This is a genomic window from Micromonospora sp. ALFpr18c (genome assembly GCF_008868155.1).
Lineage (GTDB): Bacteria > Actinomycetota > Actinomycetes > Mycobacteriales > Micromonosporaceae > Micromonospora.
The window spans coordinates 1-12317 of sequence record NZ_WBKR01000190.1 but is presented as its reverse complement, the minus strand read 5'-3'; the positions used below and the strand labels follow the sequence as shown (position 1 = coordinate 12317).

Here is a 12317-nt window from a genome sequence, read left to right as displayed (position 1 = left end):
GGGTGGGTGGGGCGGTTATGGCCCAGCGCTCGTGGTCGCGCCACTCGCCGTCGACGAACAGGTAGTTGGGGGAGAAGCCCTCCAGGCGGAAGCCGAGCTTGCGGGCCACCCGCCGGGACGGCTCGTTGCCCGGCTGGATGTTCGCCTCCAGCCGGTGCAGACCGGCCGTGGTGAACGCATGGTCGATGACCAGCGCGATGCCCGCCGAGGCGTGCCCGGTGCCGCTGAACGGCGCGAACGCCGCGTACCCGAGGAAACCGCCGCGCAGCGCGCCCAGCACGATCCCGCTGATGTTCACGTAGCCGGCGATCGCGCCACTGGCCCGGTCGCAGATCAGGTAGCCGGCGCTGTCCCGGCGGCGGATGCGGGCCAGGTAGCGGTCGTACTCCTCGGCGCTCGTCGGCGCGACCAACCACGGGTGGTGCAGGTCCCGGCTGCGTCGCGTGGCCGCGACGAACTCGTCGGCGTCGGTGGGCCGGGGCCGGCGGATCGCGGCCAGAGCGCCGGTACGCAGGTATCTCACGGCGGACCACTCTGGCCGACCGCCCCGGTCGTTGTCCAACCGGTCGCTCAGCGTGCCGGGACGTCGGTGCTCTCCCGTGCGAGCACCAGCAAAACGGCTTTGCCGGTGTAGTTCCGACCCTCCCTTGCAGGCGTTTTCACACCTGTCAAGGCGCTACGGTGGTGTTCAGGAGAGGGGTGGTCGGTGGACGAGAACGACGCGGTACCGGCCGCTGCACGGCTGCTGCGGGACTTCGTGAACACCGTCGAGCCACAGATCGCCGACGAGACGCTGACCAGCCCGGAGCGGCTGCGGGACTGGCTCGTCGAGCGGCGCCTGCTGCCGGCCGACGTACGCCTCGGGCCGGCCGACCTCGACGCGGCCGTGACGATCCGGGAGGGCCTGCGCGCCGTGCTGCTCGGGCACGCCGGCCACGCCGGTGACCCGGCTGCCCTCGACCGCCTCAACCAGGCCCTGGCGGCGACGCCCGTCGCGCCGCGCTTCACCGCCGACGGCCACCACCTGGTCGCCGTCGGCGGCGCGCCGCTCGACCCGGCGGTGGCCGGCCTCGTCGACGCCATCCGGCAGTGCGATGTGGACGGCTCCTGGCGGCGGCTGAAGGTCTGCGCCCGGGACACGTGCCGCTGGGCCTACTACGACGCCTCCCGCAACCAGGCCCGCCGCTGGTGCTCGATGGCCGGCTGCGGCAACTACGTCAAGATGAAGCGGGCGTACGCCGTGCGCACCGGCCGCACGCCCGCCTAGACGAGCACGTCGCCGACGCCGCAGACCTCGCGGGCCTCGCGCGCGGTGGCCACGGACGCTGACCCGTGGGGCCGACGGCCAAATCCCCGGCCGGCCGGCAGCGATCACCGTCAGTCACCTCCGTCGGGGCGGGAGGTTGCGCTCGCGGGCCTCAGGTCGGTGTTGCCGGGGACAGCCGACCGCCCTAGCGGGACGTCAGCAGCCGGAAGTGGGTGCCGTCGGGATCGGCCAGCACGACCGCGCCCTCCTGGTCGGCGTCGACCAGGGTGGCGCCGAGGGAGAGCAGACGGTCGACCTCCGCCTGCCGATCACCGTCGCCGCTGACCGCGAGGTCCAACGTCACCCGGTCCCGGTCACCTCTGGGCATCAGGGGTGGGCCACCCCAGGTGATCTTCGGGCCGCCCAGGGGTGACTGGATGGCGGTTTCCTCGTCCTGATCCCAGACGAGCGGCCAGCCGAGCGCCTGACTCCAGAAGTAGCCGACGGCCTGCGAACCGTCGCAGGAGACGTCGCCGAGGAACCCGCAGCCGGCGAGGAACTTGTTGCCCGGGCCGAGGACGCAGAACTCGTTGCCCTCGGGGTCGGCGAGCACCTCGTGGTCGTCGTCGGGGTCCTGGCCGATGTCGACGTGCCGCGCGCCCAGCTCAAGGGCGCGGGCGATCGTCTGCTGCTGGTGGTCCAGCGACTCGCTGGTCAGCTCGATGTGCCCCCGGTTCTGGAGCACCTTCGGCTCGGGGATCGCGGGAAAGCGCAGCCGGAAGCCGGTTTTGTCGTCGGGCAGCACCAGGGCGCCGTCGCGGGGGTCGTCGACCAGCTCCCGACCGAGAATCTCGGACCAGAACCGCGCGACGACGAGGGGGTCGTTGGCACCGAAACACACCGCGAACAGGTCGCTGGCCATCGTCGCGCTCATCTCCGATCCGGGAAGGTCGAGACCCAGTCGGCCCGGGGACCGGAAGCCTACGAGCGGCCCGGGCCACGCGCACGCGATTAATCGACGCCGAGCGACGCCAGGCCGAACTGGCCCCCACGAGACGGGGGCGACGCCAAGCCAACCCACGACACAGGCCGATGCCGACGCCGACGCCGGGATGATCCACTCGACATCGCCGATGTCGGGGTATCCCGGCGCTCGCTCGGACAGCCCCACGTCGGTGAAGCGGAGTCGATCACGTAGCCGGCCGAGCCGACGGGCCTGACGGCAGGGGTCAGTGGCGCTTGGCGAAGGTCACGAAGGCGCGCCAGGCCGCCGGGGCGACGACCAGCACGGCCGCCGACACGACCAGCCGAGCCCGCAGCGGAACGTCGCGCCACAGACCGGTGCTCTGCCGGCCAGTCTGCCGCTGGCGCCTTCCGGGCCTCGGCTCAGGGGCCATCCCGTGTCGAGGCCCGGAAGCGCGCGTTCGGCGCGGGCTACGCCGGGTTGTTGGCGTGGGTCAGTGTCTCCCAGGCGACGAAGAGGTTGTTCGTGCCCTGGGGACGCTTGCGCTCGGTGTAGCTCTGGGTGTTGGCCATGCCGATACCCATCCGGTTGTGCAGCGCGTTGAAGCCGACCTCCGTGATCGGGCCGAGGCCGAGGGTCACCGAGCCGCCGCACACGCTCGACGGGACGGCGGTGCCGTTCTCGAACTTGGTGTGGAAGCCGAGCGCGTGCCGCAGCCGGTCCTGGAGCTCGGGGTAGAGGTCGCCGCCCTGGATGCGGGTGGTCTCGGCGACGTGCGAGATGGCGGAGAGGCTGTAGCCGGTGTGGACCCAGTCGCGGCAGGTCTCCTGCGCGTGGCCGTCGGTGTAGGTGGCCTGGCCGTGCCAGCGGGAGACGAGTTCGGCGGGCGTGTCGACGCTGGTGGCCGGCGGGTACAGGGGCCGAACCCCGTCCGCGGCGATGTAGATGGAGGCGGCGGCCGCTGCCCGGAACCGGGCGAGCGCACGGTCGTACGACGTGCGGTCCTCAAGGAAGATCGAGATGCCGATGGCCGCCTCGGCGAGGGTCAGGTCCCAGTTGCTGGTGCGGGAGTCGCCAGCGATGACCACGGGCAGGTAGACGGTGCGCAGCATGGTGGCGAACCGCGCCTGGTTGGGCCAGTTGCCGTACGTGTAGCGGATGGTCTCGGCGGCGCGTGGCCACACCGAGCCGGCCCAGCCGGTCTGCAACGGGGCGTTGGAGTTGGTGTGCCGCTGGATCGTTGCCGACCAGGCGTCCATCAGGGCGATCGACTTCTGCGCGTACGCCGAGTTGCCGGTGATGTACCAGGCCAGCGCGTCGGTGTACGCGGCGATGGCGTCTTCGCGCTCGTCCGTGCAGCCGTAGTTCGGGTTGGACGTCTGGCCGCACTCGACGGTGGCCCGAGGCGCGGGGACTCGGGACAGCGAGGCGTACCGGCTGCCCATCATCTGGTTGTAGGCGTTGCGCCACGGCTGTTCGCCGGCCTGCACCTTGGCCTTGACGAAGTCGAGTTGTGGGCGGCTGACCAGCACGCCGGGGTGGGTGAAGGTGGCCGGGGCAGCCTGTGCGCTCGGAGGTTCGGTGATCGTCACCGCGCCGGCGGCAAGCGCGATGACCACCGCCAGGAGTACGCGTCGACAGCGCATGGCGGTCTCCTCAGTACGGGTGAATGAATAGACAGCTGCCTTAACAGTTGTCGGACATCCGACCCCAGGCCGCGAAACCGAGCAAGAAGACATCGATAAATTTAAGACTACGCTAAATCCATATCCACTTTCATCGATCGGGCGCGCGCCCCCGACCGGTGACGAGGGGGCTCAGCCCGGCAGAGAGCTGAGCTCGCCTCCGTTGGCGATCACCACGGTTCCGTTGACGTAGCTGCTGCGGTCATCCACCAGGAACAGGACGACCTCGGCGATCTCGTCGGGCGCCCCGATCCGACCGCGGATGTTGACCGTCCCGAGCATCTCCACGTTCCCGCCGAGCATCTCTTCGGTGCCTTCGGTGCGCACCCACCCACCAGGAGGAACGGCGCCCGCGTGTTGATCGCGACGTGCCGGTCGAAGCTCGCCGTGCTGGTGTCCAGCGTGCTGGTGAAGTCGTAGATCCCGGCGTTGTTCACCAGGATGTCCACCTCGGCGAGCTGTCCCTGGTGCTGCTGACGGCTCTGCAGTGCGGGCACTCCTGAGTCAGACGATGCGCAACACCCAGCCGATGCGCGCGTCGATGGACTCCGCCCTGGCCTACATCCGCTCGTTCACACCGGTGCCGTAGTCGCCGCCGTGCTCGCCGGATCGGCAGGTGTGGCGCAGAGTTCTCGTCAGAGCGGCTCGGGAAGTGCCTGCTCCATCGGCATCGGCACCTGGAGGTAGGTGACGCCGCGCATGTCCAGCCAGGCCCGGTCCGGCCCGCGCACCAGCCGCACCATCACCGACTCGCAGGACGGGCAGCGGGCGACCAGACCCGGCGCGTGCGGGTAGACGTGCAGGCTCGCCATCGAACCGGTCATCCCGCAGTTCTCGCAGCGGCCCATGGCGGTGCTCAGATCGACGGCGAACAGCTCGCGCAGCGGACCGTCGAGCATGTTGCCGTCCAGGTAGGACATCTCGGTCATCGGGTCTCCTCGACGTTGCCATGGGCGAGCGGGGTGGGCGGTCAGCCGGTGGGGCCGAAACGTTCGGTCTTGATCCGCCGCGACGGGTGCCCCAACCCGACCAGCAGGTCGGCCACGGCCTCCACGAACCCGGTCGGGCCGCAGACGTAGGTGAGCGGTTGCAGGTCCGGCGGCCAGCCGTGGGTGTTCACGTCGGCCAGCCCGACCCGGTGCGGCTCACCGCGCCAGTCGTCGGGTGCCTCGCGGGTGTACACGTACGCCACATCCAGGCCGAAGTCGTCGCGGACCCGGCGGCGCAGCTCGGCGGCGTAGATCACGTCCTCGGGCGTGCGCACCGAGTAGATCAGCCGGAACGGCACCTTGCTGCCGGTCGCCCGGCGCGACCGGATCATCGCCATCAGCGGCACGATGCCGGAACCACCGGCGACGAGCTGCACCGGCTCGGTCTGCTCCGGCCGCCAGATGAACCAGCCACCGAGCGGTCCGCGGACCTCCAGCGGGTCGCCGTCGGCAAAGACATCGATGAGGTACGGGGACACCTCGCCGTCGTGCACCCGCTGGACGGTCACCTCGATCCGGGGGCCGCCCGGGCCGTCCACGGCCGGCCCGGCGATGGAGTACGACCGGGCGGCCTGGTAGCCGTCCGGCGCGGTCAGCCGCACGTCGACGTGCTGCCCGGGCAGGTGCCCTGGCCAGTCCGGCACCTGGAGCACCAGCGTCTGTGCGGTGGGTGTCTCCACCCGGCGCTCCACCAGCCGGGCCACCTGCCAGGTGATCGGAGCGCGGGCCGGAGTGCCCGTCGCCACGGCGCGCTCAGTCACCCTGGTACCGCTGTTCGCGCCACGGGTCGCCGTAGTCGTGGTAGCCGGCCGTTTCCCAGAACCCCGGCTCGTCCATCGTCTTGAGCCGGATGCCGCGCACCCACTTGGCCGACTTCCAGAAGTACAGGTGCGGCACCAGCAGCCGCGCCGGGCCACCGTGCTCGGCGGGCAGCGGCGCGCCGTCGAAGGTGTGCGCCACCCAGGCCCGGCCGCCGCGCAGGTCGTCCAGGGGAAGGTTCGTGGTGTACCCGCCGTAGGAGTGCGCGACCGCGAAGTGCGCGCCCGTGTCCACATCGTCGAGCAGCGTGTCCAGGGAGACGCCCCGCCAGGTGGTGCCGAGCTTGGACCAGTGGGTGACGCAGTGGATGTCGACGGTCGGCGTCTCCTGCGGAAGCGCCATCAACTCCTGCCACGACCACCGGTACTCGGAGCCGTTCTCGGCGGCGATGACGAACTCCCAGGTGTCCAGAGACACCCGCGGCGTCGGGCCGGCCGAGAGAACCGGGAAGTCCTCGGTCAGGTACTGACCGGGTGGCAGGGCCGGCTCCTGTGATCGGGGCCGACCCTGAAAGCCCGGTGACACGATTCCCATTGCACAGTCGTACCACCCGCGCCGGGCGGGGCGGGAGCTTTCCCGCGTACCCCCCCGTCGTCGCGGCGCGGCGCGGTCAGTGCCGTTCCGTGACGACCTCGCGCTCCTCGGGGGTGCCGCCCCGGGTGGCGCGCAGGCTGGTCAGGGTGACCACCACCAGCACACCGATGATCACGCCGAGCGAGGCCAGGGTGGGGATCTGCGGCACCGACTCCCAGATCCCGTGCGCCCAGTGCAGGCCCAGCTTGAGACCGATGAACGCCAGGATGATCGCCAGGCCGTAGCTGAGGTGCACCAGCCGGCTCAGCGCCGCGTGCAGGACGAAGTAGAGCGCCCGCAGGCCGAGCAGGGCGAACGCGTTGGTGGCGAAGACCAGGTACGGGTCCTCGGTGATGCCGTAGACCGCCGGCACCGAGTCGACGGCGAAGACCACGTCGGTGGCCAGCACCGCGACCACCACCAGGGCGAACGGGGTGAGTGCCCGCTTCGCGCCCTGCCGGACCGTCATCCGGGTGCCGTGGTACTCGTCGACCACCGGCATGATCTTGCGCAGCAGCTTCACCGAGCGCATCTTGTTGATGTCGACTTCCTGCTGGTGCCCGGAGAGGGCGTCGCGCAGCAGCTTCACCGCCGTGGCGATGAGGATGACCGCGAAGAGCAGGAACGCGAAGTCGAGGGTCTGCAACGCCGCCGCACCGAGGGCGATGAAGACCGCCCGCAGCACCAGAGCGCCGGCGATGCCGTAGAGCAGCACCCGCTGGGCGAGCACGGCCGGCACCGCGAACGCGGCCAGCAACAGCATGAAGACGAAGAGGTTGTCGACCGAGAGCGACTTCTCCACCAGGTAACCGGTGATGTACTCCACGCCCTGCTGAGAGCCGTAGCGCGCCCAGATCCAGCCGCCGAACGCCAGCGGCAGGGCTATGTAGAACGCCGACCAGCCGAGCGCCTCCCGCATGGACACCTCGTGCGGGCGGCGCGTGACCAGGAAATCCAGCACCAGCAGGGCGAGCACACCGGCGATGGTCACCGCCCACAGGGTGGGCGTGCCCACCGAGGACAACTCGCTGGCAGCGGACAGGTACGACACTTCGGTCATGGGGCCTCCTCGAACACCGTGTCATGTTCGAGGTCTCCTTCACCCACCACCTGGTGGGCAATCACCCGAGGCGCGCCGGGCGCGCCGTACTGACCGGAATGATTCGTGGGAAGTACTCCCCTCGCACGGACAAGGTTAGGCCAGGCTGATTCGCCACGCCAAGTGGGACGTCGATGGTTGCCCTGGTAAACCGCTGTACGAGGCCGGTGTCAGGCGCGGCGCAACGTCGCTCCCGGGGCCATCGCCTGCTCCACCAATCCCCGGTAGTCGCGCGGCAACTGGGTCGCCACGTCGTCGAACTCCCCACCGGTGATCGCCTCCCGCAGCGTCGTGAAGACCGCCCGTACGGCGTCGCGGGCCGCCGGCTCCTGCACATTGGCACGCAGTGCCACCCGCGCCACGAACTCGGCCGCCCCGAACCGGTCCGCCTGCTCGGTGCTCGGGCTCGGCTTGAGCACCAGTTGCAGCGGCTGCGGCATCTGCGCCGCCAGGTCCAGCACCTCGCCACCGGTCAACCGCTCGGCGAACGTCTCCAACACGGCCCGCGTCAACTCGACCGCCCGCTCGGACGACGTCGACGTGCGCTGGGAAACCTGGTCGATGAAGGTGTCGTAGTTCATCCGCGTACTCCCTCGGGCTGGCGTCGGCGCCTGCGGGTACCCGCGGCGGCCGGGTGGAAACGGCACCGATGACCGCCCGGGCGCGCGTGACATTTCCCGGCGGGGCGGGCGTGACGCGACGGCGGGCGGGTAACCGCCGCCGGTCGTGACCACATCGATGCCCGAGGGAGCCGCTGCCATGGCGAGCTACGCCGACGTCCTGCAGTACCTGTCGAGCCTGGACTACCCGGCCGAGAAGAACGACGTCGTCCGCGAGGCCGAACGGGAGGGCGCCCCGCCGGACGTCCTGAAGGCGTTGCGCGCCCTGCCGCCGGTGGACTACGCCAACGGCACCGAGGTCGCCCGGTCCGCGGGCATCGAAGCGGCCCCCGAGGTGGGCCCCTCGCAACGTGCCGCGCAGGCCCGGGACAAGAAGCACAACCGGGTCTCGCAGCACCTGCGCGGCATCTGACCCGGCGGTGACGGCCGCAGACCTGACACGCCGGTCGTCGGGATGACCCGCACCGGGCCGCTGTCCCGCCCGCCGGACGGGCACACCCCGGCCGCCGCGCAACTCGCCCTGGTGGGGGTCGTCGGCGTCGTCGTGGGCGTTGCCCTGGCCCTGCTGCTGCCACCGTCGCTCGCCCCCCTCGCCGGCTGGGACGTGGCCGCACTGAGTTGGCTGGTGCTGGTGTGGCGCAAGATCTGGCCCCTGGACGCCGGACGGACGGCCGCGCTCGCCGTGCACGAGGACCCCAACCGGGCCATCCGCGACGTGCTGCTGCTCATCGCCTGCCTGACCAGCCTCCTGGCCGTGGGGCTGGTGGTGGCCAGCGCGCACGCGGCGCCCCCCGGCCTCGCCCGCGACCTTTACGGCGGACTGGGCGTGTTCAGCGTGCTGCTGTCCTGGCTGGTGGTGCACACCGTGTTCGCCGCCCGGTACGCCAGGATCTACTACACCGGCCCGGACGGCGGGGTGAACTTCAACCAGCCCGAACCGCCGCGCTACTCGGACTTCGCGTACGTCGCGTTCACCATCGGGACGACGTTCCAGGTCTCCGACACGAACCTGACGAGCAACGAGATGCGGCGCACGGTGCTGCGGCACTCCATGCTGTCGTACCTGTTCGGCGCGTTCATCATCGCCGTCACGGTGAACCTGCTGGCGGGCCTGGCCCGCTGATCGCCGGGACAGGCGGGCGCCCCCGGGTCACGAAACGCGACCGGGGGCGCCAAACCTGCCCAGGCGGTGAAACGCGCCCGAACCGGGCGCGACCACCAAGCGGTGGATGCCCGCTCGAACCGAGCGGCCAGCACTGCCGAGTCCAACCATACGACAGAACATCCTCCATACGGTCAGTTTTTGCTGAACTGTGGGCCAGGGCACGTCAGGGCCGACCGGCCAGCTCCCCGTACCGGTGCTCCAGATCGACCCGTGCCAGCGCCCCCACCAGCCACGCCAGCCGTTCCGACTCCCCACTGGCCAGTCCCGCAAGGTCAGCCGCGGAACGGCCCAACCCGAGCCGCCGCGCCGCGGCGAGAGCCCGCCGGTCCGCCACCGGGGCCACCTCCCGCCACAGCGCCTGAGCCTCCCGCAGGAACAGGTCGATGACCTGACCGTCCACGCCGGGCAACTCGGCCAGCAGCGCCCGCTCCCGGACCGGATCGTGGTGCGCCGCCGACCGCAACCGGCGCAGATCGCCCCGATAGCGCTCGACGACCGCACGAGCCAGGTCACCCACCACGACGGCCACCGCGTCCACGTCACCGCGCTGACCGCTGTCGCGCAACACCCGCACCCGGTCCTCATGCAGCGAACGGGCCAGCCGGGCAGGACTGTCCCACCCCGCGTCGCGCAGCGCCCGCGCACCGTCCAACGCCCGCCGGAAGTCCCCCCGACGGGCCAGCAGCACCGCCAGGTAGAGCACCTGGAACAGGCTCGCCGGATTGTTGGTGACCCGGAACCCGTACTGCTCGGCGAAGCCTCGCCCGCTGCCGGCGAGCCGGCGGGCCAGACGCTTCCGGTCCTCCACGGGGGTGATCAGAGTGGTCGGCATGCCGGCGACTACCCGCGCGACCGCCGGTCACACGACCGCCTGTCACCGCCCGTTGGTCGCCCGCCCGTTGGTTGGCCGCCCGGTTTCAGCCGTGCAGGTCGCCGGTGCGGTCGCGGGCCTTGAGCCGGGTGGTGGGCAGGGCCGGTGCCGGCAGCGGCGGCGCCGGATCATCCGCGACCACGCCGAAGCGCCGCCCGGCCATCCAGTCCTCCCGGGCCTCCGCCACCTCCTCGTGCGAGCGGCCCACGAAGTTCCACCACATCACCAGCGGCTCGTCGAACGGCGTACCACCCAACAGCAGCAACCGCGCCCCCGGCTCGAACCCCACCCCCGCCGCCTCCGCCGACCCGTTCATCGCCAGCAGGGCGTACTCGAAATCGGGCCGCAACGGCAACGTGGTCGGCGCCGTACCACCCAACTCCAGCTGCGCCCCCATCAGCGGGGTGTGCACCACGGCCGGCGACCGCTCGCCGGCAAGCTCACCGACCAGCAAGGTGACGTCCAACTCGCCGTCGCGCCATCGCGGCAGGTCGGCGTGGTGGGCGAAGTCCGCCGCACCGGCCCGCGCCGGATCCGGCAGCGCCACCCACAGCTGCACGCCGTGCATCACCGGCGGATGGACGGCCGGCGACCGCTCGGAGTGCGCGATGCCCCGCCCCGACGTCATCACGTTCAACTGACCCGGCCGGATCGCCTGCACGCTACCGAGGCTGTCCCGGTGGATGATCTCGCCGTCGAGCAGCCACGTCACCGTCTGCAGCCCGGTGTGCGGGTGCGGCGGCACCTCCATGCCGGGCCGCTGCGCCACGTCGTCCGGGCCAAAATGGTCGACGAAACACCACGCGCCGACCATCCGGCGGGGACGCTGCGGCAAGAGCCTCCGCACCGTGGTGTAGCGGCCGAGCGGCACGTCGTGGCCCGGCAGCAGCACGCTGCCGGGATCGGCGTCGGCCACGCCAGGCGGTCGGGTCTGCGCCAGCATCGATTCGGTACGCTCCACCGTCCGACTGTACGCTCGCGCCCACCCGCGACCCCGACGCTTCACGCCGTTGCCAGGTTCTCGGGTCGGTGGCAGGCCCTCGGGTCGGTGGCAGGCTCTCGCGGCGGCGCTTGCGTCTACCGACCGCCGGTTGGCTGACGTGGCCGGCGTTTTCGCTGGCGGGCGGTTGGCGGGCGGGCTGCGGCGTGTTCAGCGGGGGCCGGTGTCCACCGTCACGCTGTTGGCCCCCGCCACCAGGTCGAGGTAGAGCCGGTCCGTCGACCGGTCCCAGCCCGGCGCACCCAGCAGCGAGCCCGCAGCCACGCCGTTCCACCGTTCGTCGCCGACCACGACGGAGCCGGCACCCGCGCCCACCCGCACCCGTACCGGAGGCTGGCCGGGCACCCGCACGTCAAGCTGACTCGTGCCGCCGCGGCGGCCAACAACATGCGAGCGCCGATCGACCACCGCCCGGGTGCGGTATCGGTTCGCGGCTCTGCCGCCGGTTGGAGTTCCGGCTGCTGGCCTGCCTCGTGAACTGCTTCGTGCTCGGTGCCGTCACCCACTGCGGCCATGCCTCGTCCCTCCGCCGGTCCCCCACCGGGAGGTACGTACCCGTCCGCCGATCGGATCACTCCGCGCCGATCACGCCGCTCCGCTATGTCGTCCCCGCCGATCACGTCTGGGTACGACGAAGGCCGGCACCCTGTGCGGGTGCCGGCCTTCGGTGTTGTTCTGCGGGTCAGCTGTTCCAGTGCTGGCCGACCAGGTCGGTGGCCTGCTGTTCCCACTGGGCGTAGGCGTCCGGGTAGGCCGACACCTGCACGGTCTGCGCGGCGTCGGTCAGCGCCATGTCCTGCCAACCGTCGACCTGCGTGAGGCCCTTGAGGAACGCCGTCGTGGAGTAGGCCGGGTCGGTGATCTGCTCCGGCGTGCCCCAACCGGAGCTCGGGCGCTGCTGGAACAGGCCCAACGAGTCGTGGTCGTTGGCGTCACCCAGGTGACCCAGGTTCTCCAGCTTCGACTCCTGCAGGCTCGTCGCGATCGAGATCACCGCGGCGCGTTCGGGCAGGCCGGCCTTCTTCGTCGCGGCGATGATCGCCTTGACGTTCGCGGTCTGCTCACCGTTCAGGTCGATGTGCGACTGCTCGCCCTGCGGCTTCGGCGCACCGGTCTGCACCGCCACCGCGACGGGCTTGGCGTCCACGGCCGGGGTGGCGGCGTGGGCGGCGATCGGACCGGCGAACACACCACCGGCGAACGCGAGACCAGCAACGGACAGCACACTCTTACGGAAGATCGTGGTCATGGGGGTAGCTCCTTCGGGGGTAGGAACACCCACACCG

17 protein-coding genes and 1 pseudogene are annotated in these 12317 nt (G+C 71.2%); 3 read left to right on the top strand and 15 right to left on the bottom strand.

The annotated features are described in order from the left end of the window. A partial coding sequence (locus F8271_RS25625) for a GNAT family N-acetyltransferase (RefSeq protein WP_225854752.1) occupies positions 1-523 on the bottom strand: 523 nt, incomplete at its 3' end. Between the two features lie 183 nt (positions 524-706). Between F8271_RS25625 and F8271_RS25620 the strand changes: the two genes are divergently transcribed. Further along, positions 707-1267 carry an ABATE domain-containing protein gene (locus F8271_RS25620; protein ID WP_151492384.1) on the top strand — a complete coding sequence of 187 codons (561 nt, stop codon included), beginning with the start codon at positions 707-709 and terminating at the stop codon, positions 1265-1267. Between the two features lie 184 nt (positions 1268-1451). On the opposite strand, the gene F8271_RS25615 is transcribed toward F8271_RS25620, so the two are convergent. From F8271_RS25615 to F8271_RS25580, 10 genes and pseudogenes are all read right to left on the bottom strand, one after another. Then, positions 1452-2168, bottom strand: coding sequence for a VOC family protein (locus F8271_RS25615; RefSeq protein WP_151492387.1), 717 nt, complete (start codon positions 2166-2168; stop codon positions 1452-1454). 307 nt (positions 2169-2475) lie between these two features. Next, on the bottom strand, positions 2476-2643 hold the full coding sequence (locus F8271_RS32605) for a hypothetical protein (protein WP_192580449.1): 168 nt from the start codon (positions 2641-2643) through the stop codon (positions 2476-2478). A 37-nt stretch (positions 2644-2680) separates the two neighbouring features. After that, positions 2681-3856 carry an alginate lyase family protein gene (locus F8271_RS25610; protein WP_151492383.1) on the bottom strand — a complete coding sequence of 392 codons (1176 nt, stop codon included), beginning with the start codon at positions 3854-3856 and terminating at the stop codon, positions 2681-2683. 171 nt (positions 3857-4027) lie between these two features. Next, positions 4028-4222 carry an SDR family oxidoreductase gene (locus F8271_RS33390; RefSeq protein ID WP_225854751.1) on the bottom strand — a complete coding sequence of 65 codons (195 nt, stop codon included), beginning with the start codon at positions 4220-4222 and terminating at the stop codon, positions 4028-4030. 47 nt (positions 4223-4269) lie between these two features. After that, positions 4270-4332, bottom strand: a pseudogene (locus F8271_RS34255) (hypothetical protein); the annotation flags it as partial. Positions 4333-4530: 198 nt separating this feature from the next. Further along, on the bottom strand, positions 4531-4824 hold the full coding sequence (locus F8271_RS25600) for a DUF6510 family protein (RefSeq protein WP_151492382.1): 294 nt from the start codon (positions 4822-4824) through the stop codon (positions 4531-4533). 41 nt (positions 4825-4865) lie between these two features. Continuing rightward, the gene (locus F8271_RS25595) at positions 4866-5630 is read right to left on the bottom strand and encodes a ferredoxin reductase (protein WP_151492386.1); all 765 of its coding nucleotides are present in this window, start codon (positions 5628-5630) and stop codon (positions 4866-4868) included. Between the two features lie 7 nt (positions 5631-5637). After that, positions 5638-6237: a sulfite oxidase-like oxidoreductase gene (locus tag F8271_RS25590; RefSeq protein ID WP_151492381.1), complete on the bottom strand. Its 600-nt coding sequence runs from the start codon at positions 6235-6237 to the stop codon at positions 5638-5640. A gap of 76 nt (positions 6238-6313) precedes the next feature. Further along, on the bottom strand, positions 6314-7336 hold the full coding sequence (locus F8271_RS25585; protein ID WP_151492380.1) for a TerC/Alx family metal homeostasis membrane protein: 1023 nt from the start codon (positions 7334-7336) through the stop codon (positions 6314-6316). A gap of 209 nt (positions 7337-7545) precedes the next feature. Next, positions 7546-7956 (bottom strand): DUF2267 domain-containing protein, encoded by a 411-nt coding sequence (locus F8271_RS25580; RefSeq protein WP_151492379.1) that lies wholly within the window; start codon positions 7954-7956, stop codon positions 7546-7548. Between the two features lie 178 nt (positions 7957-8134). Here F8271_RS25580 and F8271_RS25575 point away from each other — a divergent pair, with 178 nt between their 5' ends. Then, the gene (locus tag F8271_RS25575; protein WP_151492378.1) at positions 8135-8407 is read left to right on the top strand and encodes a DUF2795 domain-containing protein; all 273 of its coding nucleotides are present in this window, start codon (positions 8135-8137) and stop codon (positions 8405-8407) included. A gap of 42 nt (positions 8408-8449) precedes the next feature. Then, the gene (locus F8271_RS25570; protein ID WP_151492377.1) at positions 8450-9118 is read left to right on the top strand and encodes a DUF1345 domain-containing protein; all 669 of its coding nucleotides are present in this window, start codon (positions 8450-8452) and stop codon (positions 9116-9118) included. 205 nt (positions 9119-9323) lie between these two features. On the opposite strand, the gene F8271_RS25565 is transcribed toward F8271_RS25570, so the two are convergent. From F8271_RS25565 to F8271_RS25550, 4 genes are all read right to left on the bottom strand, one after another. After that, on the bottom strand, positions 9324-9992 hold the full coding sequence (locus F8271_RS25565) for a hypothetical protein (RefSeq protein WP_151492376.1): 669 nt from the start codon (positions 9990-9992) through the stop codon (positions 9324-9326). An 85-nt stretch (positions 9993-10077) separates the two neighbouring features. Then, a complete protein-coding gene (locus F8271_RS25560) occupies positions 10078-10992 on the bottom strand; it encodes a pirin family protein (protein ID WP_151492375.1) in 915 nt (304 codons plus the stop codon). Between the two features lie 189 nt (positions 10993-11181). Next, a complete protein-coding gene (locus tag F8271_RS25555; protein ID WP_151492374.1) occupies positions 11182-11376 on the bottom strand; it encodes a hypothetical protein in 195 nt (64 codons plus the stop codon). Positions 11377-11713: 337 nt separating this feature from the next. Then, on the bottom strand, positions 11714-12280 hold the full coding sequence (locus F8271_RS25550) for a hypothetical protein (protein WP_151492373.1): 567 nt from the start codon (positions 12278-12280) through the stop codon (positions 11714-11716). Between the last annotated feature and the right edge of the window lie 37 nt (positions 12281-12317).

Bases quoted from the DNA above. Each gene is read 5' to 3' on its own strand.
- F8271_RS25600 (WP_151492382.1), bottom strand. From the start codon at position 4,824: ATGACCGAGATGTCCTACCTGGACGGCAACATGCTCGACGGTCCGCTG.
- F8271_RS25565 (WP_151492376.1), bottom strand. From the start codon at position 9,992: ATGCCGACCACTCTGATCACCCCCGTGGAGGACCGGAAGCGTCTGGCC.
- F8271_RS25570 (WP_151492377.1), top strand. From the start codon at position 8,450: ATGACCCGCACCGGGCCGCTGTCCCGCCCGCCGGACGGGCACACCCCG.
- F8271_RS25590 (WP_151492381.1), bottom strand. From the start codon at position 6,237: ATGGGAATCGTGTCACCGGGCTTTCAGGGTCGGCCCCGATCACAGGAG.
- F8271_RS25615 (WP_151492387.1), bottom strand. From the start codon at position 2,168: ATGGCCAGCGACCTGTTCGCGGTGTGTTTCGGTGCCAACGACCCCCTC.
- F8271_RS25580 (WP_151492379.1), bottom strand. From the start codon at position 7,956: ATGAACTACGACACCTTCATCGACCAGGTTTCCCAGCGCACGTCGACG.
- F8271_RS25610 (WP_151492383.1), bottom strand. From the start codon at position 3,856: ATGCGCTGTCGACGCGTACTCCTGGCGGTGGTCATCGCGCTTGCCGCC.
- F8271_RS32605 (WP_192580449.1), bottom strand. From the start codon at position 2,643: ATGGCCCCTGAGCCGAGGCCCGGAAGGCGCCAGCGGCAGACTGGCCGG.
- F8271_RS25550 (WP_151492373.1), bottom strand. From the start codon at position 12,280: ATGACCACGATCTTCCGTAAGAGTGTGCTGTCCGTTGCTGGTCTCGCG.
- F8271_RS25575 (WP_151492378.1), top strand. From the start codon at position 8,135: ATGGCGAGCTACGCCGACGTCCTGCAGTACCTGTCGAGCCTGGACTAC.
- F8271_RS25585 (WP_151492380.1), bottom strand. From the start codon at position 7,336: ATGACCGAAGTGTCGTACCTGTCCGCTGCCAGCGAGTTGTCCTCGGTG.